At 69.3% G+C, this 23,334-nt stretch carries 24 protein-coding genes and 1 pseudogene; 15 read left to right on the top strand and 10 right to left on the bottom strand.

The annotated features are described in order from the left end of the window. Window positions 1–63: 63 nt before the first annotated feature. Window positions 64–492, top strand: a complete 429-nt coding sequence (locus tag ACIQCY_RS00875; protein ID WP_400482000.1) for a hypothetical protein — start codon at window positions 64–66, stop codon at window positions 490–492. Between the two features lie 89 nt (window positions 493–581). On the opposite strand, the gene ACIQCY_RS00870 is transcribed toward ACIQCY_RS00875, so the two are convergent. Both ACIQCY_RS00870 and malQ read right to left on the bottom strand, forming a co-directional pair. After that, window positions 582–1,547 (bottom strand): NAD(P)/FAD-dependent oxidoreductase, encoded by a 966-nt coding sequence (locus tag ACIQCY_RS00870; RefSeq protein ID WP_400481999.1) that lies wholly within the window; start codon window positions 1,545–1,547, stop codon window positions 582–584. A 55-nt stretch (window positions 1,548–1,602) separates the two neighbouring features. Continuing rightward, the gene (gene malQ / locus ACIQCY_RS00865) at window positions 1,603–3,774 is read right to left on the bottom strand and encodes a 4-alpha-glucanotransferase (RefSeq protein ID WP_400481998.1); all 2,172 of its coding nucleotides are present in this window, start codon (window positions 3,772–3,774) and stop codon (window positions 1,603–1,605) included. Between the two features lie 195 nt (window positions 3,775–3,969). On the opposite strand from malQ, the gene ACIQCY_RS00860 reads away from it, so the two are divergent. Further along, window positions 3,970–4,284 carry a hypothetical protein gene (locus ACIQCY_RS00860; RefSeq protein ID WP_400481997.1) on the top strand — a complete coding sequence of 105 codons (315 nt, stop codon included), beginning with the start codon at window positions 3,970–3,972 and terminating at the stop codon, window positions 4,282–4,284. A gap of 5 nt (window positions 4,285–4,289) precedes the next feature. On the opposite strand, the gene ACIQCY_RS00855 is transcribed toward ACIQCY_RS00860, so the two are convergent. The 4 genes from ACIQCY_RS00855 to ACIQCY_RS00840 form a co-directional block, all read right to left on the bottom strand. Then, a complete protein-coding gene (locus ACIQCY_RS00855; protein ID WP_400481996.1) occupies window positions 4,290–4,763 on the bottom strand; it encodes a MarR family winged helix-turn-helix transcriptional regulator in 474 nt (157 codons plus the stop codon). A gap of 62 nt (window positions 4,764–4,825) precedes the next feature. Next, window positions 4,826–5,845 carry an MBL fold metallo-hydrolase gene (locus ACIQCY_RS00850; RefSeq protein WP_400481995.1) on the bottom strand — a complete coding sequence of 340 codons (1,020 nt, stop codon included), beginning with the start codon at window positions 5,843–5,845 and terminating at the stop codon, window positions 4,826–4,828. A 110-nt stretch (window positions 5,846–5,955) separates the two neighbouring features. Next, a complete protein-coding gene (locus ACIQCY_RS00845; RefSeq protein WP_400481994.1) occupies window positions 5,956–6,510 on the bottom strand; it encodes an adenylyl-sulfate kinase in 555 nt (184 codons plus the stop codon). 95 nt (window positions 6,511–6,605) lie between these two features. Then, complete coding sequence (locus ACIQCY_RS00840) at window positions 6,606–7,994, bottom strand: OFA family MFS transporter (protein ID WP_400481993.1); 1,389 nt, start codon at window positions 7,992–7,994, stop codon at window positions 6,606–6,608. A 179-nt stretch (window positions 7,995–8,173) separates the two neighbouring features. On the opposite strand from ACIQCY_RS00840, the gene ACIQCY_RS00835 reads away from it, so the two are divergent. Then, window positions 8,174–9,502, top strand: a complete 1,329-nt coding sequence (locus ACIQCY_RS00835; protein WP_400481992.1) for an APC family permease — start codon at window positions 8,174–8,176, stop codon at window positions 9,500–9,502. 87 nt (window positions 9,503–9,589) lie between these two features. On the opposite strand, the gene ACIQCY_RS00830 is transcribed toward ACIQCY_RS00835, so the two are convergent. Continuing rightward, entirely contained in the window at window positions 9,590–10,132 is a 543-nt protein-coding gene (locus ACIQCY_RS00830; RefSeq protein WP_400481991.1) for an acyl-CoA thioesterase, read from the bottom strand. Between the two features lie 100 nt (window positions 10,133–10,232). On the opposite strand from ACIQCY_RS00830, the gene ACIQCY_RS00825 reads away from it, so the two are divergent. After that, complete coding sequence (locus ACIQCY_RS00825; protein WP_400481990.1) at window positions 10,233–11,234, top strand: NADP-dependent oxidoreductase; 1,002 nt, start codon at window positions 10,233–10,235, stop codon at window positions 11,232–11,234. A gap of 148 nt (window positions 11,235–11,382) precedes the next feature. Here the strand turns inward: ACIQCY_RS00825 and ACIQCY_RS00820 are convergent, their stop codons facing one another. Continuing rightward, window positions 11,383–12,015, bottom strand: a complete 633-nt coding sequence (locus ACIQCY_RS00820; protein WP_400481989.1) for a GNAT family N-acetyltransferase — start codon at window positions 12,013–12,015, stop codon at window positions 11,383–11,385. A gap of 254 nt (window positions 12,016–12,269) precedes the next feature. Here ACIQCY_RS00820 and ACIQCY_RS00815 point away from each other — a divergent pair, with 254 nt between their 5' ends. The 5 genes from ACIQCY_RS00815 to ACIQCY_RS00795 all read left to right on the top strand — a co-directional run bounded on the left by ACIQCY_RS00815 (window position 12,270) and on the right by ACIQCY_RS00795 (window position 16,446). Further along, window positions 12,270–12,575, top strand: a complete 306-nt coding sequence (locus ACIQCY_RS00815; protein WP_400481988.1) for a hypothetical protein — start codon at window positions 12,270–12,272, stop codon at window positions 12,573–12,575. A gap of 313 nt (window positions 12,576–12,888) precedes the next feature. Continuing rightward, the gene (locus ACIQCY_RS00810) at window positions 12,889–13,716 is read left to right on the top strand and encodes an aldo/keto reductase (RefSeq protein ID WP_400481987.1); all 828 of its coding nucleotides are present in this window, start codon (window positions 12,889–12,891) and stop codon (window positions 13,714–13,716) included. Window positions 13,717–13,866: 150 nt separating this feature from the next. Next, a complete protein-coding gene (locus ACIQCY_RS00805; protein WP_400481986.1) occupies window positions 13,867–14,481 on the top strand; it encodes a Rho termination factor N-terminal domain-containing protein in 615 nt (204 codons plus the stop codon). A gap of 133 nt (window positions 14,482–14,614) precedes the next feature. Beyond that, entirely contained in the window at window positions 14,615–15,391 is a 777-nt protein-coding gene (locus ACIQCY_RS00800) for a sulfite exporter TauE/SafE family protein (protein ID WP_400481985.1), read from the top strand. Window positions 15,392–15,423: 32 nt separating this feature from the next. Beyond that, window positions 15,424–16,446 (top strand): putative zinc-binding metallopeptidase, encoded by a 1,023-nt coding sequence (locus ACIQCY_RS00795; RefSeq protein ID WP_400481984.1) that lies wholly within the window; start codon window positions 15,424–15,426, stop codon window positions 16,444–16,446. Between the two features lie 12 nt (window positions 16,447–16,458). Here ACIQCY_RS00795 and ACIQCY_RS00790 read toward each other — a convergent pair whose 3' ends face one another. Beyond that, window positions 16,459–17,121, bottom strand: a complete 663-nt coding sequence (locus tag ACIQCY_RS00790; RefSeq protein WP_400481983.1) for a pyridoxal 5'-phosphate synthase — start codon at window positions 17,119–17,121, stop codon at window positions 16,459–16,461. Window positions 17,122–17,243: 122 nt separating this feature from the next. On the opposite strand from ACIQCY_RS00790, the gene ACIQCY_RS00785 reads away from it, so the two are divergent. The 5 genes and pseudogenes from ACIQCY_RS00785 (at window position 17,244) to ACIQCY_RS00765 (ending at window position 21,189) form a co-directional block, all read left to right on the top strand. Continuing rightward, window positions 17,244–18,038: a phosphatase PAP2 family protein gene (locus ACIQCY_RS00785; protein ID WP_400481982.1), complete on the top strand. Its 795-nt coding sequence runs from the start codon at window positions 17,244–17,246 to the stop codon at window positions 18,036–18,038. Further along, on the top strand, window positions 18,025–18,693 hold the full coding sequence (locus ACIQCY_RS00780) for a TetR/AcrR family transcriptional regulator (protein ID WP_400481981.1): 669 nt from the start codon (window positions 18,025–18,027) through the stop codon (window positions 18,691–18,693). Before ACIQCY_RS00785 ends, ACIQCY_RS00780 begins: the two co-directional genes overlap by 14 nt. A 151-nt stretch (window positions 18,694–18,844) precedes the next feature. Next, window positions 18,845–19,033: pseudogene (locus tag ACIQCY_RS00775) on the top strand (amino acid permease C-terminal domain-containing protein); the annotation flags it as partial. 139 nt (window positions 19,034–19,172) lie between these two features. After that, the gene (locus tag ACIQCY_RS00770; RefSeq protein ID WP_400481980.1) at window positions 19,173–20,654 is read left to right on the top strand and encodes an APC family permease; all 1,482 of its coding nucleotides are present in this window, start codon (window positions 19,173–19,175) and stop codon (window positions 20,652–20,654) included. 103 nt (window positions 20,655–20,757) lie between these two features. After that, window positions 20,758–21,189, top strand: a complete 432-nt coding sequence (locus ACIQCY_RS00765; RefSeq protein WP_400481979.1) for a DUF4190 domain-containing protein — start codon at window positions 20,758–20,760, stop codon at window positions 21,187–21,189. A gap of 24 nt (window positions 21,190–21,213) precedes the next feature. Here ACIQCY_RS00765 and ppk2 read toward each other — a convergent pair whose 3' ends face one another. Beyond that, window positions 21,214–22,236 carry a polyphosphate kinase 2 gene (gene ppk2, locus ACIQCY_RS00760; RefSeq protein WP_400481978.1) on the bottom strand — a complete coding sequence of 341 codons (1,023 nt, stop codon included), beginning with the start codon at window positions 22,234–22,236 and terminating at the stop codon, window positions 21,214–21,216. A 248-nt stretch (window positions 22,237–22,484) separates the two neighbouring features. Here ppk2 and ACIQCY_RS00755 point away from each other — a divergent pair, with 248 nt between their 5' ends. Further along, on the top strand, window positions 22,485–23,330 hold the full coding sequence (locus ACIQCY_RS00755; protein ID WP_400481977.1) for a DUF1684 domain-containing protein: 846 nt from the start codon (window positions 22,485–22,487) through the stop codon (window positions 23,328–23,330). Window positions 23,331–23,334: the final 4 nt, after the last annotated feature.

Genomic DNA, 23,334 nt, shown 5'->3' with positions numbered 1-23,334 from the left:
TCGCCGCTCCCGGCTGCGTGGTCTAGATTCGAATGCATCGCAGTCCACCGAAGGGAGAACGGCATGAAGAACAAACTTGTCTTCACGGCAGGTATGGCCGCTGGCTACGTCCTCGGCACGCGGGCGGGCCGGGAGAGCTATGAGCAGATCAAGACCAGGGCCCAGCAATTCTGGAACAGCCCGAAGGTGCAGGACCGTGTGTCCTCCACCACCGGCACCATCAAGAGCAAGGCCCCCGAGCTTCAGGACTCCCTGAAGGGCGTGCTGAAGAAGCGCGGATCGGGGAGCGACGACGGCGCGAAGGCCCCCCAGGACCCCGGCCTGGACATCGGCGCCAGCGGTGACCTCCCACTGGATGTCCCGCCGGTCGTCACCGCGATGGACACGGGAAGCACCGGGCCCACCGGCCCGAGTGGCGGCGACCCGCGCCACGTCGAGGAGACACCCTTCCAGGCGCAGGATGAGGCAACCCGTCCCGACGTCGGCAGGTAGCGGCACGTAGGGCGGACCGCCAGGCGGAGGAGGGCCCCGGCCGAGCCGGGGCCCTCCTGCGTCCGGCGCAGATCGCGGATCGGCGGCAGTCACACGCCTTCGCTGACCGCCTCCTCCGCCTCCAGGCACACCTCGCAGTCCTCCTCGACGAGCAGGGCGTTGACGGCGACCGCGACCCGGTAGGCATCCCCTGCCGCGGGCACGAGCTGGGCAGCAGGATCCGCGGCGTTGCCGACGGCCCACACCCGCTCCACGGAGGTTCGCCCGATCTCGTCGGTGGACACGCAGCCGTCGTCGCGCATGTCGCACCCGAGGGCGTCGATCAACGGAAGGCCGGCGTCCGCCCCCGGCTCGCAGAACACTGCCGAGCACGGGACCACGGAACCGTCATCGAGGCGGAGCCCCCTGACGGGCCGTGGCGCATCGTCGTCCGCCGGCCCGAACGCGAAACCCTGCACGCGTCCCTCGGCGATGCTGACGCCCCGGTTGCGCAGGCGGCGCTCGTCGTCCTCGGACAGCGACCCGAGCGTGTGCGGGAAGAAGGTGACGTCGTCGGACCACTGGCGGACCAGGAGTGCCTGGTGGATCGAGGTGGGAGAGGACCCCAGCACGCCGAGGGCCTGGTCCCGGACCTCCCAGCCATGGCAGTACGGACACTGCAGCAGGCCGTGCCCCCACGCCTCCCTCGCCCCCGGGACGTCGGGGAGGACATCGCGAAGGCCCGTGGCCAGGACGACGTGCCGCCCCTGGACCGACCCGCCGTCAGCAGTGCCGACCGACCACCCCTCCGGTATCCGCCGCGCCCCCTCGGCACTGGCGTCGACGAATTGGACCCCGTACGGCCCGAGGTCCTGCCGGGCCAGCGCGACGAGCTGCTCCGGAGCGGTTCCGTCCCTCGTGATGAACCCGTAGGCGGCATCGGCCGGAGCGTTCCGCGGCGTGCCCTGATCGATGACAACCACGTTCCGCCGTGCCCGTCCGAGGACGAGCGCCGCGCTCAGGCCCGACACTCCCCCACCCACGATCACGACGTCGTACATTTCCTGCCTGTCCATTCCTCCATCGGACCATGTGGCGCGCTCCCCCGCCGCCCCGAATTGGTGCTTGCGGTCAGGCGACCGGTCCTGTGGGGTCCCGGTCGTCCGCGGGCAGGCCCAACGCGGCGACGAGCGAGGCGAAGCGAGCGTTCCCGGCGAGGTCCTCGACGAGGACGGCCCTGCCGTCGGCGTCGGCCAGGGGAATCCGCCAGTTCGGGTACTCGTCGTTGGTGCCGGGCTGGTTCTGGGTCCGGCGTTCCCCGACGGCGTCGGCGAGGGCTACTCCCAGCAGCACCGACGGGGTCTGGGCGATGAAGGCGTGCAGCGCCTCGACGGTCTGCTGGACACCGGCCGGTTCGTCCGTCAGCAGGTTCCGCTCCCGCAGGAGCGAGAGGAACTTGTCCTGCACGGCGCGGTCCTCGGCCTGTTCCTCCTCCACCGGGCGGCTGAGCAGCCCGAGCTTCTCCCGCAGCACGACATGCTCCCCTGCCAGGTAACCCGCGCTCGGCGGGAGGTCGTGCACGGTCACCGTCGTCAGGCAGCCCGCGCGGTAGGCCTCCGGGAGCAGGGGCCCGTCCTCGTCCTGCTCGAACCAGAGGATCGAGGTGCCGAGGATCCCGCGCTCGGCCAGGTACTCTTGGACGCCCGGCTCGAACACGCCGAGGTCCTCGCCGACCACGATCGCCCCGGCCCGCTCGGCCTCCAGCGCCAGGATGCCGATCAGCGCCCTGTGGTCGTAGTAGACATAGGCGCCCGCCCCCGGCTCCGCTCCCTGCGGGATCCACCACAGCCGGAACAGCCCGAGGATGTGGTCGACCCGGATGCCACCGGCGTGGCGCAGGATGTTGCGGAGCATGTCGCGGAAGGCCGCATACCCTGATGCGGCGAGGCGCTCCGGGTGCCATGGCGGCTGGCTCCAGTCCTGGCCGTGCTGGTTGAACATGTCCGGCGGGGCACCCACGCTGATCCCCGACGCGAGCACGTCCTGCAGCGCCCACGCATCCGCCCCGCTCGGATGGACCCCTACCGCGAGGTCGTGCACCACGCCGATGGACATCCCGGAGCCGGTGGCTTCGAGTTGGGCCTCCTGCAACTGCTCGTCCACGAGCCACTGCAGCCACTCGTGGAACTGCATCCGGGCAGCGTGGCGTTCGGCGAAGGCACGGGCCCCCTCCGAGCCGGGGCGCCCGACGTCCTCCCATTCCGGTGCGCCCGGTGCGAGCGTCTCGGCGAGCGCCGACCACAGCGCGAAGTCGGCCAGGCCCTGGCCCTGGTGGGCACGGTAGGCATCGAAGTCGTGCTGGCGCTGTTCGGGGCGCTCGACGGCGAAGACGAGCTCGAGTGCCTCGAGTTTGGCGGCGTAGGACGCGTCCCGGTCCAGCAGGGTGGTGGCGGTGTTCGCCTCTGCGAAACCTGCGGCGAGCTCAGCGATCCTCGCCCGCGCTGCGGCATCGAGCCGGGCGTACTCCGGGATGTCCTCGATGCGCAGGTAGAGGGGGTGGAAGTAGCGCCGGGTCGTCGGCAGGTAGGGCGACGGTTCCACCGGCGGCACGGGCTCCGCGGCGTGCAGGGGGTTCACCAGCACGAAATCGCCGCCATGGGCCGCGGCGGCCTGCGCGATCGAACCGAGATCGGCGAGGTCGCCGATGCCCCACGAGGCAGAGGAGCGGACGGAGTAGAGCTGGGCCATGAGCCCCCAGGTCCGGTGATCCATGAGCGCCGCCGTCGTGCTCAGCCGATCAGGGGTGACCACCAGGGTCCGGGAGGTCTCCTGCCCGTCCACGCTCGCATGCAGCGTGTGCCAGCCCAGCGGCATGGCGTGCGGCAGGGTGCCTTCGCGCCGCTCCACAGCCTTGCCGTCGACGGTCCGGGTCGCCACCGCCCCGGCCACCGCTCCGGTGTAGCGGACGCCGTCCTCGTCGACGGCCCAGAACTCCACCTCCGCCCCGGCGGGCACGTGGAGCATCACCGGGTCCACGTCGCTCTGGCGCACCACGACGACGGTGGGCAGCACGGAGCGCCAGGGTCCGGTTCCGACCTCCTCCAGCGCCCGCTCGATCGCGGCGTCGGACGAGGCATCGACACCGAGCGCCGCGAGAACCGTGACGAGGGTCTCCGGGGTGACGCGGGCGGGCTCGCCGTCCCATCCCTTGAAGGTGGTCCCCACCCGGTGCGCCTCGGCGAGTTGCTCGAGGCGTGACGGAGCCTTCGGGGCTGCTTCTTCGTGCTGCGTTGTGTCGGCCATGGCTCCAATCTAGGCGTGCATCAGGAGCCTGTGCATCCGCAGCGGCACCCCATGACCGATTTGACGAGGACCGTTCCGCGCCCGGACCGGCGCCTCGAGGGCCGCATCCCTACCAGTGAGTCGACGGCCGGACAACCCGCGGGGCAACGCCCGTGCTCCTGGCGGCGGCGCCGGCGGCAGTGGCACTGTGGAGCAATGGCCTACTTCCTCGAATACCTCATCCCTGCGGAGAACGGCGGGGCGGAGGTGCCCCTGGACGACGCCAACGACGGCTTCACGATCCCCGTCAGCGAGACCGCCGAACGGGTGGTCCACCTGGACACCCTGCCCGCCCGCAGCCGCATCGCCGCCGGGACGCTCGAGGATGCCCGCACGGAGGCGGAGCAGCTCCTCCTGCACAGCAAGGCCGACGCCGGGGAGCTCTTCGAGGATCCGAGCGATTCCCTCGATGCCGGAGCCGGCCGGCGGGTGGGGAGTTTCCGTGAGGGCGACGGCTGGAGCGAGGACTGATCCCGCTACCAGGTGTCCTTCGTGTAGGTGCTGTTGAGCCGGGCGATCAGGAAGCCGAGCGTCTCGACGTCGTCCGGGTTCCAGCTGCGCATGAGCGTGGTGAACGCCGTACGACGGCCTGCCTGGGCGGCGGCCAGTTGCTGCTCGCCGAGCGCCGTCAGCAGCACGCGCTGCGAGCGGGCGTCGTTCGGATCTAGTTGGCGGCTGACGAGTCCCAGCCGTTCGAGGCCGGCGAGCTGCCGGCTCACGGACGGCTTCCCCACTCCGATGCTCAGGGCGATGTCCGTTGCGCGCAGGGACCCCTCGCGCTGCAGGAGCGTCAGGATCCCGTAGGCTGCAGGCTCCATCTCGGGGTGCACGTTCTTGGCGAGCGCATGGGACGTCGTCCGTTCCCTGCGCCACAGCACGCTCGTCTCCTCCTCGAGCACCTCGATGGCGCGCTCGAACTCGACGCCGTCGCGTCCTTCGGGTGTCTTCATGGGAGAAGCGTATAGATGCGTGGAACGATCGGGACCGTATTCACGGGAGAAGTCCGAAGATGTCAGCGGGCCGGCAACCCGTGCGTCCGGACGAAATCCTGGTGCATCCGGGTCTGCGACAGCGCGGAGAGCAACTGGAATCCGTGCAGCCCGTCCCATCCCGCGGTCCAGGTGAGGCGCGAGGCGATCTCCCAGATGCTCGGCCCGCCGGCACGGGAGCTGTCCTCCGCCAGCACCTTCGCCACTTCCCGCGCACGCTTCAGCTGGTGTTCCGCGCTCTCACCCGCGCGCTCGGACAGCCCTCTGAACCGGTGCCCGTGGCCTGGCAGCGCCTCGTGGAGGCCGTAGCCGCGGACGCGCTCGATCGACGCCAGGTACTCGGCCAGCGGATTCGCTTCCGTCGCACCGCCGAGTCCGAGACCGGCGAACACGGTCGGCAGCACGTGGTCCCCGGTGAAGAGGAGCGCGCGGTCGTCGTCGCGCAGGCAGATGTGCCCGGCCGTATGTCCTGGCGTCGCCATCACCTCGATACGGAATCCCGGGATGCGGAGGACGTCGCCGTCGGACAGCACGCGGTCAACGGCCACCACGAGCCCTGCGGGCGACCGGTCGACGTACTGGGCGAGTTCGCTCCGCCGCCCCTCCGGGACGCCCCACTCCTCCAGGCGCCCGATCGCCTCGTCGAGGTCGAGCAACCGCGTGCTGTGGCGCTCGAGCGCCTGGCGCTCCGCCGCATGCATCGCGAGTTCGGCCCCCGAGGCCTCGCGCAACCGGGCCGCCATCCCCACATGATCGGGGTGCAGGTGGGTCCCGGTGATGCCCGTGACCACGCCGGCCCCCGTGCCCCCGGGAACGACGACGGCGAGCGCCGCCATCAGCCGGTCCCAGTTGGCGTCCGAGTCCCAGCCGGGATCGACCACGTGGACGCCGCCGTCGGCGTCGAGCAGGAGATAGGTGAACGAATAGGCGAGGTGGCCGCCCGGCATGGGCTGGGCGAGGGCCCAGACGTCCTCGCGCACCCGGTCCAGCGGCGGCAGTCCATGATCGAGCGTTTCCATCTGCTGCGTACCGGTGCTGTCCATGCATCCTTCCGGGTGGCTTGTTCCCATCAAAGCAGAACCGCTGTGCACCCGCGACGCCGTGTCCGCCGGCTCGGACGGGTGCCCAGGGCCCGGGACTGCCGTCCGAGGACCTACTCCCAGCCCAGCAGGGCGAGGATCTGCCCGGCGATGTCCTCCGGCAGGCGGGCCGAGGTCTGGACGCGGTGCACATCCGGGGGCGCGAGTTCCGCGAGGCGCCGGGCGGCGTCGGCGCTGCTGTCACGGTGCTCCTCGAGCCGGCGGCCGCTCTCCCGCTGCGCGAGCCTGGCGTCCGCCGTCGCCGTGTCCGCCTCGAGCAGTACGCCGACGACGGCGGGAGCGTCACCCATCGCCCCGGCCAGGGAGGCGGATTCGAGGACGGACACGGTATTGGTGTAGATCAGGCGGCGGTAGCCCAGCTCCCGGTAGTTGGACCACATGCCGGCGAGGTTCCGCTCGGCCAGTCCGTGCTCCCAGGGTGCCGGATAGGCGAGGTCCAGGGCATCACCTTCGATCAGGGCGTGCCGGACACCCCCTTCGGCGAGGAGGTGGTGCAGGGCCAGCGCCACGGTGGTCTTGCCCACGCCGGAGCGCCCGCCGATGAACAGGACCGAACTGCCGGTGCTGTCCGAGGGCGGGCGCCCGGAGGGCTCGCTGTCAGCCCCCAAACAGGGCCGCGACGCGGGTCAGGGTCTGGAAGATGCCGTAGCCGAGGGGCACTGCCACGAGCGCCCAGACGGCGGCGATGCGTGCTCCGGTCATGTCAGGCCTCCTTCGCGAATTCTCGGGACGAGCCCGGAACGGGTTCGTGGAAGCGGGAATCGACGGGCTTGACGAGCAGGTTCGCGATGAAACCCACGATCAGCAGTCCCACCATGGTGAGCAGTGCGGGCTGGTAGGCGCCGGCGTCCAGCTCCCCGGGCGTGCCCTGCGAGTCGAGGAAGGCGTTCACGATCAGCGGCCCGGCGATGCCCGCGGCGGACCACGCGGTGAGCAGGCGGCCGTGGATCGCGCCGACCTGGTACGTGCCGAAGAGGTCCCGGAGGTAGGCCGGGACGGTGGCGAAGCCGCCGCCGTAGAAGGAGATGATCACGAAGGCCAGCACCACGAACAGCAGGGTGGTGGACGAGCCGGCCAGGGCCAGCACCAGGTAGAGGACGGCTCCGACGCCGAGGTAGATCATGTAGATCCTCTTGCGCCCGATGATGTCCGACGTCGTCGACCACGCGAACCGCCCGCCCATGTTGCCGATCGAGAGCAGGCCCACGAAGCCGCCGGCGACGGCGACCGAGACCGCCGTCGTGCCGTCCGCGCCGCGGAAGAAGTCCTGGATCATCGGCGAGGCCTGCTCGAGGATGCCGATACCGGCAGTCACGTTGCAGAACAGGACGATCCAGACGAGCCAGAACTGCCGGGTCTTGATCGCGTTGGCCGCGGACACGTTGTCGGTGGTGACGAGCGGCTTGGACTTCAGCTGCGACGGGTCGAAGCCGTCGGGCTTCCAGCCGTCGGCCGGCACCTTGATGGTGAAGGCGCCGAACATCATGTAGATGAAGTACACGACGGCGAGCGTGAGGAACAGCTTCCCGACGGCGTCACCGCTTGCCACCCAGCCCTCGGCGCCGGAGTCCGGGTCGTACATACGCAGCAGCTGCGTGGAGAGCGGGCTCGCGATGAGCGCGCCGCCGCCGAAGCCCATGATGGCCATGCCCGTGGCGAGGCCGGGACGGTCGGGGAACCACTTGATCAGGGTGGACACGGGCGAGATATAGCCGATGCCGAGGCCGATGCCGCCGATGAATCCGTAGCCCAGGTAGACGAGCCACAACTGGTTGGTGAAGATCCCGAGCGCACCGACCAGGAATCCCGAGGTCCAGAACAGCGCCGAGGTGAACATGGCCTTGCGGGGCCCGTTGCGGTCCACCCAGGTGCCGAGGACGGCGGCGGACAGGCCGAGCATCACGATCGCGATCGAGAAGATGATGCCGATCTGCGTGAGGGTGGCATCGAAGTGGGCGGTCAGCGCCGTCTTGTAGACGCTCGTCGCGTAGGCCTGCCCGATGCACAGGTGGACGGCCAGCGCAGCCGGTGGAATGAGCCAGCGGTTGAATCCCGGTGGCGCGATGGTGTGGTCACGGTCGAGCCAACTCATCGGTACCCTCTCTGTCGGAATGAGTGGCCGCCCCCCGGCCATCGTTGGTGAAGGCAATTATGCTGTGCGTCACACAAGATGGGGGGAAATGCACGCCCGGCGGTACTCGTGGCGCGATGAACGGCATGCGTGTACCGCGGTAGCCAGCAGGCTTAGCATCCTCGCCTAAACTGTCGCTCATGGCCACTACAGAACAGGTTACGGACACCAGACTCAGGCGCGGCATCTCCGGACCGCTGCTGTACCTCTTCATCCTCGGGGACGTCCTCGGTGCCGGAGTCTACGCCCTGGTCGGCGTGATCTCGGCAGAGGTGGGCGGCGCGATCTGGATGCCCCTCATGGTGGCCCTGGCGCTGGCTCTCCTGACAGCGGGCTCGTACGCCGAACTCGTCACCAAGTACCCGAAGGCCGGCGGTGCCGCCGTCTTCGCCGAGCGTGCCTTCAGGAAGCCGTTCATCTCGTTCCTCGTCGGCTTCTGCATGCTCGCGGCCGGTGTGACCAGCGCGGCAGGCCTCGCCCAGGCTTTCGCGGGTGGCTATCTCACCACCTTCGTCGACGTGCCGGCCGTGCCCGCAGCCCTGGTGTTCCTCGTCCTGCTGGCGCTGCTGAACATGCGCGGCATCAAGGAGTCGGTCCGCAGCAACGTGGTCATGACCGTCATCGAGGTCTCCGGACTCGTCCTCGTCATCGTCGTGGTCGGGATCTTCGTGGCGGGCGGGAACGGTGACATCTCACGGGTCAACGAGTTCCCTCCCGGCGTGGGCGCGGCCTCCGCCGTCCTGGCCGCGTCGCTGATCGCGTACTACTCCTTCGTGGGGTTCGAGGTGTCGGCGAATGTCGCCGAGGAAGTCCAGGACGTCAGCCGCGTGTACCCGAAGGCCATCTTCGGGGCCCTGCTGACCGCCGGCGTCGTCTACCTCCTGATCGGGCTCGCCGCCTCTGCCGCGCTCGCCCCCGACCAGCTCGCCGGCTCGAGCTCGCCCCTGCTCGACGTCGTCGCCGCCACCGGCTCGGGGATCCCGGACTGGCTCTTCAGCCTGGTGGCCCTGATCGCCGTCGCCAACGGCGCCCTGCTCACCATGATCATGTCCAGCCGCCTGACGTACGGGATGGCGGAACAGGGGCTCTTCCCCTCGATCTTCGACCGGGTGCTCCCCAATCGCCGCACACCTTGGGTCGCCATCGTCGCCACGACGCTCGTGGCCATGGTGCTGACACTGACCGGAGGGCTCGAATCCCTCTCGCAGACCGTGGTACTCCTGCTCCTGTTCGTGTTCCTGAGCACCAACATCGCGGTCCTCGTCCTGCGGAAGGACGAGGTGGGCCACAGGCACTTCCGCATCCCGGTGGTCTTCCCCTACCTCGCCATCGCATCCTGCATCCTGCTCCTCACGCAGCAGACGGGCGAGATCTGGCTGCGGGCAGCCGTCCTGCTGGCCCTGGGGCTCGCCCTGTACGGCGTGCAGCGCCTCGTGCGGGGCCGGGCGACGGAAGCATCCGGCAGGTGACGCCCACACAACGCCCCACGGCGGCACGCCTGCCGGCGGCAGGGACTCGCGGGCGCACCGGACGCAGCCGGGCGGCGTCGCCTGCTCTCACCAGGAATGCGGGGCAGGCTTCCGCGTACTGGGGAGCGCGTTGTTGAGGCGCCACTCGTGGATCCACTCGGGCAGGACGGTGGTCTCCGGTGGTGCACCGAAGGCGGAGATGATGTCCTCGTTGCTGACGGGACCGGTGGTGGAGACGAGGCGCGTGGCGATGAAGGCCCTGGCGTAGATCTCGCCGCCGGCCACCGCCCTCTGCTCGAAGTAGATGGCGCGCTCGTCGAGACCGAGGATGCGCGTCTCGACCGAATACCGCTGGCCGAGCTGCAACGACTTGCGGAAGCTGATGGTCGCCCCCGCCGCGACGGGGCTCCACCCGCGCCGACGCATCTGCTGCCAGACGCCACTGCGCACCATGAGGTCGAAACGGCCGAGGTCGAAGATCGAGAAGTACATCCCGTTGTTCAGATGCATCGCGATGTCGATGTCGGTCGGCAGGACGCGCAGGGCCACGCTGCTGGAGCCCCAGATGCTCAGGGCCGGGCGCCGGCGGGACAGGAACAGCTGCAGCAATGTGCGGAGGATGAGATGCATGGGCCTATATTACTCACCGGTAACATGAGTAAACGGAATATTTTCTCCGGATAACGGCTTGGAGCTTGCAGGAAACCGCACACAGAGCAAGGAGAACACCATGACCACCAGCACACAGGTCCATCTCGTCCGGCGCCCCACCGGCACTCCACGTACCGAGGACTTCGCCACGGTGGCGGTGGACCTGCCCGGGCTCGGGCGGGACGAGGTGCGTGTCCGCAACGCCTATGTGTCCGTCGACCCCTACATGCGCGGCCGGATGAACGACTCGAAGTCCTACATCCCTCCGTTCGGCCTGAGGGAGGCCATGACCGGCGGTGCCGTGGGCAGGGTGGTGGAGTCCTCCTCGGCTGCACTCCCCGTGGGTACCGCCGTCCTCCACAGCTACGGATGGCGGAATCTCGCACAGGGCCCGGCCACGCACTTCTCACCGCTGCCGGAGACGGACCTGCCCCTGTCCGTCTTCCTCGGAGCGGCAGGCATGACCGGCCTGACCGCCTATGCCGGGCTCAAGCGCGTGGCCGGGCTCAGGGAGGGGGACGTCGCCTTCATCTCCGGAGCAGCCGGCGCCGTCGGCTCAATCGCAGGCCAGATAGCCCGCAAGCTCGGCGCCTCCCGCGTCATCGGCTCGGCCGGCTCCGCGGCGAAAGTGGCGCTGCTGAAGGAGAGGTACGGGTTCGACGAGGCCTTCAACTACAAGGACGCGCCGGTGCGCGAACAGCTGCGCGGCGTTACCCCGGACGGCATCGACGTCTACTTCGACAACGTGGGCGGAGACCATCTCGAGGCAGCGCTCGACCGCCTCAACACCGGGGGGCGCGCAGCCCTGTGCGGCGCGATCTCGCAGTACAACAGCACGGAGCGCACGCCCGGTCCGGACAACATGGGCAACCTCGTGACGCGCTCCCTCAAGCTCGAGGGCTTCATCGTCGGGCAGCACCAGGACCTGCAGCCAGAGTTCGCACGGCAGATGACGGCCTGGCTGTCCGATGGCAGCGTGGTCTTCGACGAGACCGTGGTGGACGGCGTCGAAAACGCCGTCGGCGCCTTTTTGGACATGATGAACGGCGCCAACACAGGCAAGATGCTCGTCCGACCCTGACCACCGAGGTCGGTTCGGTAGCGGAGCGCAAACTGCTCCGGCCACCCCTTCCTACACCCCTGCTACGCCCCTGCTACACCCCGTCGCGGCGCCCGGTCGGCTCGGACCACGGCGCTCGCCGACCGGCGAGCGCCACCGCCGGGCCGGCTCAGTCGTCGCCGGCCACGCGCAGCGTCGCTTCGAACCGCTTTCGCTGGTCGGCCGGCAGGAGCGCCCGGTACTGCGGGAACTCCGCCAGGAATTCACGCACCCGCGGGCAGTAGGGAACCACGGCGATGCGACGCCGGTGGGCGTTGAGGAACACCTGGCGGATCAGCGCGGGCTCGACGTCGACCGCGTCGAATCGCGGGTCGACGACGGCCTGGATCAGCACCGCGTGCGCGCCCTTCATCTCGTACTTCACGTGGCCGACCATGGTGCCGTCGCTGAAGAGCTCGAAGCGGGAGAAGAGCGAGTTGTCGCGGAAGCCGCTACGGGTCCTCGCAGGGGCGGAGCGTGTCTCCGCCTGGACCTCCCGCCGCTCGATCTCCTCCACCAGCAATTCGTAGTGGGAGATGGCATCCATCGGCGGGAAGTCGCGGTCCAGCAGTCGGTAGGTCTGGTTGCACAGGACCCGCAGCTGCCGGGTCGAGATGACGCTGAGGTCCTCCGGGAACTCCGTCTCCTCTGCGCGGGGAGAGGGACTGGGCGAGATCCTGGGAGCTGCGCCCCACCCGGACTGCTCCGGCTCAGCCGGCTGTACGGACTGCGGACGGTATTCGACAAAAGAGGAAGTTTCCATGATCAGCTCCACGATGGTGGTTCGATGGCCCGCTGCTAGGCCCTGTGCGAAACTATAGGCCCATTCTTTCTCGATGTGAAATTAAGTACCCTTACCAATTTCGGGGCGCAGGTCATCCTGGACGCGATGACTGCTCGAGGAGGGCTTGAGCGAATCTTGAGGTTCGGTTCGGCGAGGCTTGATGCCGGGCGGACTAGCCTGAGCGGAGCACCCTGCACCTCGCGTCGGGTGATCCGGTATCCGAGGAGTCCGCCTTGCAGTTCGAGACCGCCCAGCTGGCCATGACGGCGTCGTCCCTCACGGTCCCCGAGGTGCACGCCCACTACCTCAACTCCGGCGGATTCTTCGACGAACTGGAGGTCGACGCCTACCTCCACGGCCTCACGCCCCTGCCCCGCGAGGAGCGCGACTGCATCGCCCAGGCCGTCAACGAGCTCATCGACGACCTACTCGCCGTCGGCATGGCGGACCACCCTCCCCGCGCCTCCTACAGCCGTCCGCCGGCCCTGCGCGCTGCGGCTGCCACCCCTGTCCCCGCTTTCCGTCGGCTGGTCGGATAGCTCGCCGGACAGCGGCTTGAGCAGAAGTTGAACCAGTCCTGACCACGTCCTGATCGGGCGCATGGCTGCCGACGAACTTCCCCAGTCACACTCGGTATATGCCATCGGTCGGACCGGCGTCAGCCGGACACGCAGCGTGGATACATGGTCGCGACAATCCGCGCACGTGGGGCACTGGCCCGCGGTCAGGCAGCCGGCCGCAGGACAGGACTCGCCCGAGTCGCTTCGCATCGCGTGGGTCGCACCGTGTTGACGGAGCACTCGCCGCCGCGACAGGCTGGGCTGACATGCCCCCTCGAGCAGGAGTCCCACCATGGCAACCGCCCCCACCGTCCAGTTGCGCAGTGGCGCCCACCTTCCCCTCCTCGGCCTCGGCACCTGGCCGCTGAACGACGACGAGGCGGCCGACGCCGTCAGCCTTGCGATCGAGACCGGCTACCGGTTGATCGACACGGCCGAGAACTACCGCAACGAAAAGGGCGTGGGCGAGGGCATCCGGCGCTCCGGCGTGCCACGCGAGGAACTGTTCATCACCACCAAGTTCAACCGTGAGCACCACAGCGTGGACGGCGTGCGGCGTGCCTTCGAGGCGAGCGCCCGCCTGCTGGGCCTCGAGTACGTGGACCTGCTCCTCGTCCACTGGCCGAACCCGGACCAGGGGCGCCATGTCGAGGCGGTGCAGGGCATCGCCGCGTTGATGGAGCAGGGACTCGTGCGGGCGGTGGGCACCTCGAACTACAAGCCGGCGCACCTGCAGCAGGTGATGGACGCCGGTATCGTGCCCGATGTCAACCAGATCCAGCTGGATCCCCGGCGCCCGCGGATCGAGGAACGCGCCTTCCACAACGAGCACGGGATCGTCACGGAGTCCTGGAGTCCCCTCGGTCCGGGCAGCGGGCTGCTGCAGGACCCGGGCGTCGTCTCGATCGCGGAAGCCCACGGCATCACTCCGGCACAGGTGGTGCTGCGCTGGCACGTCCAGCAGGGCATGGTCGCCATCCCGAAGTCCGCCGACCCGGAGCGGCTGGCACAGAACCTCGACATCTTCGATCTCGAGCTCTCCGGAGCGGAACTCGCACGCCTCTACCTGCTCGACACGGGCGAGGCCGAGATCGTGGATTCGGACGGGTTCGGGCACTGAGCGGCCCCACCTGCCACCTCGCGCCCGTCGCCCCTCCGGAACTGCTTGACAGCACCCCCCGCCGCCGGAAAGGTAGTAAGCACGCTTAGTTCTTCGTGTCCGACGAATGATCGACCGGGCACGGGAGCATCGACCGGAAGGAAGATCAGCATGGCGGACGAACCCGGCAACCAGACCCCGAACACTCCCGATGTCAGCGAGACGGAACTCCGCGGGATGAAAGTGGACGAGCTCCGCAAGGAAGCCAAGGAGGAGGGGCTCTCGGGCACCTCCGGGATGCGGAAAGGTGAACTCGTGGACGCCGTCGCCCAGGCGAAGCAGGGCAGCGCCCCGGGAACGGACGAGTCCGGCAGCGGGTCCCAGGATTCCGACGAGGTCGGCGCCGGGCCCGACGGCGGTAGGATCCGCACGGGCCCGGAGACATCGAAGTCCCTCAAGTACTCCCAGGAGATCACCTCTCCCGACGAGGACCCCGAGCGCGAGGGCCGCAGCCTGGCGACCACGCACCATGAGGTCATCAAGCAGTGGGCGGAATCCCGCGGCGCGCGACCGGCCACCGTGGACGGAACGGAGCACGGGGACCACCTCGGTGTTCTCCGCTTCGACTTCAACGAGGACACGGACAAGCTGCGCCCCGTGAGCTGGGACGAGTGGTTCAGGACGTTCGACGAGCGCCGGCTGAACTTCATCTACCAGGAACAGCGCAAGGACGGCAACCAGTCGAACTTCTTCATCCTCGAGAGCCCCAACCGCGAGGACGCCTGACGCGGCGCCCTGCCCGGAAGGAGGGGCGGCCGGGCATATCCTTGGCCTGGTGCCCTTTCCGCCGGCAGCCGCGGCCCGATGACGGCGATGCCCCGAGGCGGCGGGCGCCCTCCGCCCACTGAGAGGACCCCGCTTGCTCGAGATCGCCGTGATCCTGGCCGCCGGCTTCTGGGCAGGCATGATCAACGTGGTGGTGGGTTCCGGCACCCTGGTGACCTTCCCGACCCTCCTGCTCTTCGGTTACCCGCCGATCGTCGCGAACATCTCGAACAACATCGGTCTCGTGGGTGGCGGCCTGTCCGGGTCGTGGGGGTACCGCCGCGAGATCGCCGCGAACAAGCGGCTCCTCCTCCGCCTCCTGCCCCTCTCCGTGCTCGGCGGCCTCGGCGGCGCACTCCTGCTCCTCGTCCTGCCCGCGGAGGCCTTCCAGGCGATCGTGCCGGTCCTCATCATCATCGGCCTGGCCATGGTGGCCCTGGCGCCGCGCGTGCAGCGGGCTGCTGCGGCCAAGGCGGGCGAGGGTGCGCCGGATGCCGCGCCGTCCCGTCGTCGTTCACTGCTCCTGCTGGCCGGCATCGGCGTCCTCGGCGTGTACGGGGGCTACTTCGGCGCCGCGCAGGGGATCCTGATCGTCGGCCTCATGACGATGGTCACGATGGAGAGCCTGCAGCGGATCAACGCCATCAAGAACGTCCTGACCACCGCCGTCAACAGCGTCGCCGCCGTCGCCTTCATGGTCTTCGCCTGGGAGTCCATCAACTGGTCCCTGGTGCTGATCATCGCCGTCGGAGCCACCCTCGGTGGCCTCCTCGGAGCCCGGGTAGGACGCCGGCTCTCCCCCTTCGCGCTGCGCGCCACCATCCTCGTCATCGGTACCGCCGCACTCATCCGCATCGTCTTCTTCGGCTGACGAACCACCACCTACTTACTCCCGGGAACCCCATGCAACGCTTCGCCTGCACCGTCTGCTCCGCACCCCTCTTCTTCGAGAATTCCCGCTGCCTCGCCTGCGGCACCGAACTCGGGTTCCACCGCGGCGAGCACGGCATCGTCCCGCTCGACGACGACGGCGCCTACCGCGACCTCGAAGGGCAGCTCCTGCGCCGCTGTACCAACCTCAAGCTCTCGGGCTGCACGTGGCTGGTGCGGGAGGAGGGCGACGAGTGCTTCAGCTGCACCCTGACGCGGACCCGACCCGATGACCACGACACCACCGGGCTGGCGCAGTTCCTCGACGCCGAACGCTCCAAGCGGCACCTGATCTACGAACTCGACGTGCTCGGCCTGCCGATCGAGGACAGGATCCGGAATCCGGAGCGGGGACTCGCCTTCGACCTCCTCTCGAGCGTCGAGGAGAAGGTGGTGATCGGGCACCAGAACGGGCTGATCACCATCGACCTGGCGGAGACCGTCGACTCCCACCGCGAGAAGATGCGGGCCACGCTCGACGAGCCGTACCGCACCATGCTCGGGCACTTCCGGCACGAGACCGGCCACTACTTCGAGGGCACGCTCGTCTTCTCCGATCCCGACCTCACGGAGCGGGCCCGCAGCATCTTCGGTGACGACCGCAGCAGCTACAAGGACGCCATCAAGCGGCACTACGACGAGGGCGCTCCCGACGGCTGGGAGAAGGAGCACATCTCCATGTACGCCACCATGCACCCCTACGAGGACTTCGCCGAGACGTTCGCCCACTACCTGCACATCTGCGACACCGTGGACACGGCCCTGCAGTACGGGCTCGCCTCCGGTCCTGGCCCGAACACCTCGGAGGACTTCGGCGACGTGGTCCGGGACACCTGGATCCCGCTCTCCGTCGCCCTCAACCAGGTCAACCGCAGCATGGGCGCCAATGACCTGTACCCGTTCGTGCTGCCCCCCGCCGTCGTCGCCAAGCTCGACTTCGTGCACAAGCTCCGCGTGCGGGTCGGGGAGCCGGTGGTGGGACCGGCAGCCGCGTAGCAGAGGTTCCCGCTACGGCCAGAGAAGCTCCCGGCGCCAGCCCCCGCCGAAGCGCGTGTACAGGAGCCGGGTGTGCCGCCGTTCGTGGTCGGCCTGCCAGAACTCGACGGCGTCCGGCGCCACGGTGAAGACCGTCCAGGTGGTCGACGCGAGACCGTCCGTGGCCTCGATGCGCCGTACCTGCTGCTCGACCGCCGCGTCGAGGTCCTCCCGCGCGCCCAGCACGGCGCTCTGGCTGCCCGCGAGCACCAGTGCACGGGCCACCGGGTGGCGGCGCTGGAAATCGGCGTCGTTCTCCTCCGTGGTACCGATCGAGACCGTACCCCGGATCCTCACCTGGCGGCCGGCCGCCGGCCAGAAGAACGAGAGCGCGGCGGCCGGGTTCGCCGCCAGCTGCCGGCCCTTGGGGCTGTCCGCGCTGGAGGCCACCTGCCAGCCGGAGGAGGTCAGGTCCTTGAGGACCACCACGCGTGCGTCCGGCCGGCCGTCCTCCCCGACCGTCGAGAGCGTGACTGCGTGCGGTGCCGCGATGCCGTCCTCCACGGCACGCTTCAGCCAGGCCACGAACAGGTCGATCGGCGAGTCGGGCGCCGCGGCCGGATCGAAGGGTGGCATCTCCTCGGGGAAGACCGGAACACCCCGGATGATGTCGCGGATCAGGCCTGGCTCGCTCATGCCCCCAGCCTAGCTCCGCGTCCCGGCAGGAACGGCTATGTCCACGCGCCCAACCGTCAACCCTCCCCTTCGCGGACTGTGCCCGGCGTGCTCGCCGCGACGCGGCGGCATAGAGTCGGTGGATGCCAGCCCACCAGGACCAGTACGTCGGACCACGAGACCTCACCCGGTGGTCGTCACCGCTGGGCCGCCTCCTCGTGCGGTGCGTCCGCCCCCTCGCCCGCTGGGTGGGGCCGCACACGGCCCTGCTGCTCATCATCGCGATCGGCGGCGGTATCGCTGCGGCCCTGACGGCGGCCTCGGCCGAGGTGTACGAGTCGGTCGTCGAGGCGGACGGCGTCGCGGCCCTGGACCGGCCCGCCCTGGATCTCGCCGTCTCGCTGCGCCAGGACTGGCTCAACGCCTTCATCACCGGGTACACGAACATCGGGGGCCCGATCGGCATGCCCATCCTGGCCGTCGGGGTCATGGTGCTGCTCGCAGCCCGCCGCAGGTCCTGGACGCCGGTGATCCTGATACCCGCGGCGGCCTTCGGGTCACTGCTGATGACGGTCGCGGGAAAGGACGCCATCGGGCGCCTGCGTCCGCCGATCGAACTCGCCGTCCCGCCCTACGAGTCCTCGCCGTCGTTCCCCAGCGGCCATTCGCTCAACGCCCTGGTGATCGCGGGCATCGTGGCGTACCTGCTCGTGCTGCGGCAGCAACGCAAGCGCACGCGCGCGCTCACCATCACGCTCGCCGTCCTGTTCGCCGCGACCATGGGGCTCAGCCGCGTGTACCTCGGCCACCACTGGCTCACCGACGTGCTGGTCGCCTGGACCCTCGGCATCGCGTGGCTCGCCCTCGTCATCACCGCCCACCGGCTCTTCCTGACGTTCCGCCTGCACCGGATGGCAGCACGTGGTGCCCCCGCCTGAACAGCCGTCCGCGCCCGGCGCCGTCGTGCGGCCCCTCCGACGGGATGCCCAGCGCAACCGCGAGGTGGTCCTGCGGGCGGCGCGGCGCATGTTCGCCGTCCACGGAGCGGACTGCAGTTTCGAGGACATCGCCCGGGATGCGGGCGTGGGCGTGGGGACCGTGTACCGCCGGTTCCCCGACCGGCGGGCCCTCATCGAGGCCATCCTGGAACAGCGCGTCTTGGACGTCGACGCCGCGGCGACGGAGGCGTTGGGGCTCGACGACCCGTGGGCGGCCGCGCGGTTGTTCGTCGGTTCCGCCGCGCACATGCAGCGCGAGGATCGGGGCCTGCGCGAACTGCTGCACGATCCGGGTTTCGTGTCCGCGGGGCTTGCGCTGCTGCGCCGCCGTCTGGCTCCTGCTGCCGAGGAGCTGGCGCTCCGGCTCCGGACCGGAGGCTCCGCGAGGGCGGACCTCACCGGCCGGGACCTCCTGGTCCTCGTCCGCATGCTCGGTTCGCTCGCACCGGATCCCGCCCCCGCAGGCACCCTCGACCGCACCCCGGCCGACAGTCCGGCCGACAGTCCGGCCGACAGCCCGGATGGCAGCGGGGACGTCGAGCGGTACCTCGACCTCGTCCTGGAGGCGCTCCGGCACCAACCGGCCGAACGCTGAGCAGAGCGACCGGCGATCGGCCGGATCATCGGGCGCCACCTCCTGCTCGAGCACATCGTCATCGTGGCCGCCGTCGCCATCGGCCGGCATCGAGGACCACCAGGACATCAGCCCGACGGCGGGATTCGCTTCCGCCTTCCAGTCAGTTGGCCTGCCGATCGTCCCCGCCTTCGGTGTTCCCGCATCGCTGTTCCTGATGCTGCAGCTGCACCGGGAGACGTGGCTGCGCTTCGGCGTCCGGCTGCTGATCGGGTTGACCGTCTACTTCTTCTACGGCCGGAAGAATTCCCTCATGAACCCGGACAGTCCCCGCCACGCCCTCCTGGGGCGCGGCGTGTAGCCCCTTCCCCCACCGCAGGGAACGGAAGCCCGCCGCACCGTAACGAAGTGCGGCGGGCTTCGCCGTTCCCTATCCTCGATAGGGGCCGAATGCACTCCAGCGGCCCCCAATCCCTACCCAGTGAAGGATCAGCACCCGCATGGACCTCTTTCGGACCAAGTCCATCGAGCAGTCGATCAAGGACTCCGACGAGAAGGGACACGGCCTCAAGCGGTCCCTCAATACCTGGGACCTCATGATCATGGGAGTCGCCGTGGCCGTCGGCGCCGGCATCTTCTCGGTGGGCGCCCAGGCGGCCGCCTTCAACGCCGGACCCGCCGTGACCATCTCCTTCGTCCTGGCGGCGATCACCTGCGCCCTCGCCATCATGTGCTACGCCGAGTTCGCCACCGCATTGCCGGTCGCCGGCAGCGCCTACGTCTTCACCTACGCCACGATGGGTGAACTCCTCGCCTGGATCATCGGCTGGAACCTGATCCTCGAACTGCTCATGGCGGCCGCGGTCATCGCGAAGTTCTGGGGCGTCTACCTCACCGACCTCTTCGCCGTGCTGAACCTCGACATCCCTGCGGAGGTCAGCCTGCTCGGACTAGACCTCACCTGGGGTCCGCTGCTGATCGTCGCGATCTTCACCGCCGTGCTCATCTACGGCACCAAGCTCTCGGCCCGCGTCAACAGCGTCTTCACGGTGATCAAGATCGGCATCGTCCTGTTCGTGATCGTCGTCGGCTTCTTCTACGTCAGCCCGGAGAACTACGCACCGTTCGTGCCCGACTCGGAACCCGCGGCGGAGAGCGGTGCGGGCTGGGCCGACCAGCCCTTCCTCTCCTTCCTCAGCGGCGCCTCACCGGCGGCCTTCGGCTTCACCGGGATCATCTCCGGTGCGGCACTCGTCTTCTTCGCGTTCATCGGGTTCGACGTCGTCGCCACCTCCGCCGAGGAAGTGAAGAACCCGAGCCGCACGCTTCCGCGCGGCATCTTCGCCGGCCTCGCCGTGGTCAGCGTCCTCTACATCCTGGTGACCCTCGTGGTCACCGGCATGGTCTCGTACAAGGAACTCGGTGCGTCCGGTGCGCCGTCACTCGCCACCGCCTTCCAGCTCGTCGGCGCGGACTGGGCGGCCGGCATCATCTCGCTCGGGAGCCTGATCGGCCTGACCACGGTGATCATGGTCCTGCTCATGGGCCTCGCCCGCGTGATCTTCGCGCTCAGCCGGGACGGACTCCTGCCCCGGGGCCTGAGCCGCACCTCGGACAAGCACGCCACACCGGCGCGTACGCAGATCCTGTGCGGCGTCGTCGTGGCCCTGCTGGCCGGTTTCACGCAGGTCGAGGTACTCGCGGAGATGATCAACATCGGCACGCTGTCCGCGTTCATCACCGTGAGCCTCGGGATCATCGTGCTGCGCCGGAAGCGCCCGGATCTCAAGCCCGCCTTCCGCGTGCCGTTCGGCAAGGTCATCCCCATCGCCTCGGCCGCCCTGTGCCTGTACCTCATGTTCAACCTGGCCACCATCACGTGGGTGTTCTTCGCCGGCTGGCTCGTGATCGGTTTCGCCATCTACTTCGCGTACGGCAACCGCCACTCCCGGCTCCGCACGGGGCAGCGCACCCACGCGTAGGACGGCCGTTCCGTCCCGCGTGCATCACCGGGTGGAACACGAGATGATGGTGCCCCGGGGCAGAAGTCCCGGGGCACCCGCACAGCCGAGCAGGAGAACCACGATGTCCCAGGACCCCTACCCCAGCGAGCGTCCCTCCTCCGGCAGGCACCCGGATCCCTACGACGGCGGCAGCTACGGCAGCACGTACGGCAGCAGCGCGCCGTACCAGCCCCAGCCGTATCAGCAGGGCGGCTACCAGCAGCCCTACCAGCCCGGCGGCTACCAGGACCCGTACCGGTCCCTCGAGGGCGAGAAGGCGGCGCAGCTCTCGCTGATCCTCGGCATCGTCGGACTGTTCGTCGCCGGAATCATCCTGGGGCCGCTGGCCATCTGGCAGGCGAAGAAGGCGGAGCGCCTGGGCGTTCCGGCGACGGCGGGGAAGGTCCTCGGCTGGATCAACGTGGTGCTCTACGGCCTCGCCATCCTGTTCGTCATCCTCATGGTGATCCTCATGTTCGCGGGCTTCGCAGCGACCTCCAGCTACAGCACCTGACCCGCGGAAGGCCCCGGCTACCCGCTACAGGGTGGGGAACAGGCGGGAGGACTGTTCGTCCGCCTCGAACACCCTGGAGCGCGGCCCGGTCCCGACGATCAGCGGGTCCGGGACACCGACCACCTCGTGGTCCTTCTCGTCGTAGTCGAGGACCGAGAGGACGTACCGCAGCGCCTCGATCCGGGCCCGCTTCTTGTCATTGCTCTTGATGACGGTCCACGGGGCGTCGGCCGTGTTCGTGTAGAAGAACATGGCTTCCTTGGCCTCGGTGTACTCGTCCCACTTGTCGAGGGACTGCAGGTCCATGGGGCTCAGCTTCCACCGGCGCACCGGATCCGAGTGGCGCTGCGCAAAACGTCGCCGCTGCTCCTCGCGGGACACCGAGAACCAGAACTTGATGAGGCGCATGTCGCTGCGGACGAGCATGCGCTCGAGTTCCGGAGCCTGCCGCATGAACTCGAGGTACTCCGTGGGCGTGCAGAACCCCATGACCCGTTCCACTCCCGCACGGTTGTACCAGGAGCGGTCGAACAGCACGATCTCACCGCCCGACGGGAGCACCGAGACATACCGCTGGAAGTACCACTGCGTCTGCTCCTTCTCGCTCGGCTTGTCCAGGGCGACGACCCTCGCACCACGGGGATTCAGGTTCTCGGTGAACCGCTTGATCGTGCCACCCTTGCCGGCGGCGTCGCGCCCCTCGAAGACCACGGCCACCTTGACGCGGTTCGCCCTGACCCATCCCTGCATCTTGAGCAGTTCGATCTGCAGGGCCCTCTTCGCCTTCTGGTACTCGCGCTCCGTCATCCGGGTGCCGTACGGGTAGTCCTCCCGCCACGTCGGCTGGTCGGGGTGCGGCAGGAGCACGTGGTCCCCGTCCTCCGCATGGGGGGTGGGGACGGGGATGGCCGGGGCGTCGGGAGCATCGAGCCCGCCCGCCGTCGTCGCACCCGCCCGATCGGCGGGGGCGCCCGTGGGTTCGTCCGTCAGTTCGTCCGTGGGCTCGTCCTCATCCACTCCGGTCGCAGTTCCTGGTCCATCGGTCATTCCGCGTCCTCCTCAGGCCGAGTGTCCATGGTTGCAGACGGGATGGATCAGGGCACCCGGGCAGGCCCGCCGGCGCAGGCGGTGGACGGATGGGCGACGGCTTGATAGCCGGCAGCCCGCCGGTCAGGCCTCCTGACGGGAACCAGATGAACCGGAACCAGGAAGCGCCGTGCAGCGGCGACCCGGGAATGCGGGGAGCCCGTGCCGGGTTCTAGCCCGAGAACGTCCCGTCGAGCCAGGAGGACACCATGGGCACCACCACGCAGACCGCCGAGGAACGGTGGCTCCGCTTCCGGGCTGCGCGCAACGCGGGCCTGGCCGAGAAGCATGGCTGGCTCACCCTGACATCCTTCCAATGGCTCGCCGACGAGCCCGCGGGACTCGACGCCGTGCCCGGTCTCTGGCACTCGGCCGGTGGTACCGCGCACCTGACGGCACGGCCCTCCGACGCCCTGACCGACCTGACGAGCGGCCGGCCGGTGGACGGCACCATCACCGCGGCCCTCGACGACGAGGAGTCGCTGATGTGGGTCGCATACGGCGGGGAGGACGGGCGGCAGGTCGTGGTGGAACTGGCCCGCAGGGCGGGCCGCTATGCCATCCGGACCAGGGATGCGGCGTCGCCCGTCCTGGCCGCGTTCACCGGCGTACCCGCTTTCGGCTACCGCGCGGACCTCGTGGTGGAGGGGCGGTTCGAGCCCTATGACGAGACCCGGGAGGAACGGATCGCGACGGCCCATCCGGAGGTTCCCGGCACGCACCCGACGGTGGGCGAGGTCGTCTTCTCGCTTCCCGGCGACGGCCGGGAGTTCCGGCTCCGCGCCGCGCAGGAGGAGTCGGGGTCGCTGGGCATCACCTTCCACGACGCCACCAACGGCTCGTCCACCGCGCCGTGGCGCAAGGTGACCGCGCGCCGCCCCCGCCCGGACGGGACCGTGATCCTGGATTTCAACAGGACGATCAACTATCCGAGCGCTTTCACGCCCTACGGGACGTGCCCCATGCCGGTCAGCGGGAACATCGTCGAGGCGCCCGTCGAGGCCGGGGAGAAGAGACCGGTGCACCCAGCCGCCGACGCGGGCAGCGCACAATGATGGT

It is taken from the genome of Arthrobacter sp. NPDC092385 (assembly GCF_044755105.1).
In the GTDB taxonomy this organism is placed as follows: Bacteria; Actinomycetota; Actinomycetes; order Actinomycetales; family Micrococcaceae; genus Arthrobacter_D.
This window is presented reverse-complemented; position numbering and strand designations above follow the sequence as displayed.

Bases quoted from the DNA above. Each gene is read 5' to 3' on its own strand.
- ACIQCY_RS00770 (WP_400481980.1), top strand. From the start codon at position 19,173: ATGGACCTCTTTCGGACCAAGTCCATCGAGCAGTCGATCAAGGACTCC.
- ACIQCY_RS00765 (WP_400481979.1), top strand. From the start codon at position 20,758: ATGTCCCAGGACCCCTACCCCAGCGAGCGTCCCTCCTCCGGCAGGCAC.
- ppk2 (WP_400481978.1), bottom strand. From the start codon at position 22,236: ATGACCGATGGACCAGGAACTGCGACCGGAGTGGATGAGGACGAGCCC.
- ACIQCY_RS00875 (WP_400482000.1), top strand. From the start codon at position 64: ATGAAGAACAAACTTGTCTTCACGGCAGGTATGGCCGCTGGCTACGTC.
- ACIQCY_RS00825 (WP_400481990.1), top strand. From the start codon at position 10,233: ATGACCACCAGCACACAGGTCCATCTCGTCCGGCGCCCCACCGGCACT.
- ACIQCY_RS00855 (WP_400481996.1), bottom strand. From the start codon at position 4,763: ATGAAGACACCCGAAGGACGCGACGGCGTCGAGTTCGAGCGCGCCATC.
- ACIQCY_RS00835 (WP_400481992.1), top strand. From the start codon at position 8,174: ATGGCCACTACAGAACAGGTTACGGACACCAGACTCAGGCGCGGCATC.
- malQ (WP_400481998.1), bottom strand. From the start codon at position 3,774: ATGGCCGACACAACGCAGCACGAAGAAGCAGCCCCGAAGGCTCCGTCA.
- ACIQCY_RS00795 (WP_400481984.1), top strand. From the start codon at position 15,424: ATGCAACGCTTCGCCTGCACCGTCTGCTCCGCACCCCTCTTCTTCGAG.
- ACIQCY_RS00840 (WP_400481993.1), bottom strand. From the start codon at position 7,994: ATGAGTTGGCTCGACCGTGACCACACCATCGCGCCACCGGGATTCAAC.
- ACIQCY_RS00805 (WP_400481986.1), top strand. From the start codon at position 13,867: ATGGCGGACGAACCCGGCAACCAGACCCCGAACACTCCCGATGTCAGC.
- ACIQCY_RS00755 (WP_400481977.1), top strand. From the start codon at position 22,485: ATGGGCACCACCACGCAGACCGCCGAGGAACGGTGGCTCCGCTTCCGG.
- ACIQCY_RS00850 (WP_400481995.1), bottom strand. From the start codon at position 5,845: ATGGACAGCACCGGTACGCAGCAGATGGAAACGCTCGATCATGGACTG.
- ACIQCY_RS00860 (WP_400481997.1), top strand. From the start codon at position 3,970: ATGGCCTACTTCCTCGAATACCTCATCCCTGCGGAGAACGGCGGGGCG.
- ACIQCY_RS00870 (WP_400481999.1), bottom strand. From the start codon at position 1,547: ATGGACAGGCAGGAAATGTACGACGTCGTGATCGTGGGTGGGGGAGTG.
- ACIQCY_RS00830 (WP_400481991.1), bottom strand. From the start codon at position 10,132: ATGCATCTCATCCTCCGCACATTGCTGCAGCTGTTCCTGTCCCGCCGG.
- ACIQCY_RS00790 (WP_400481983.1), bottom strand. From the start codon at position 17,121: ATGAGCGAGCCAGGCCTGATCCGCGACATCATCCGGGGTGTTCCGGTC.
- ACIQCY_RS00785 (WP_400481982.1), top strand. From the start codon at position 17,244: ATGCCAGCCCACCAGGACCAGTACGTCGGACCACGAGACCTCACCCGG.
- ACIQCY_RS00810 (WP_400481987.1), top strand. From the start codon at position 12,889: ATGGCAACCGCCCCCACCGTCCAGTTGCGCAGTGGCGCCCACCTTCCC.
- ACIQCY_RS00820 (WP_400481989.1), bottom strand. From the start codon at position 12,015: ATGGAAACTTCCTCTTTTGTCGAATACCGTCCGCAGTCCGTACAGCCG.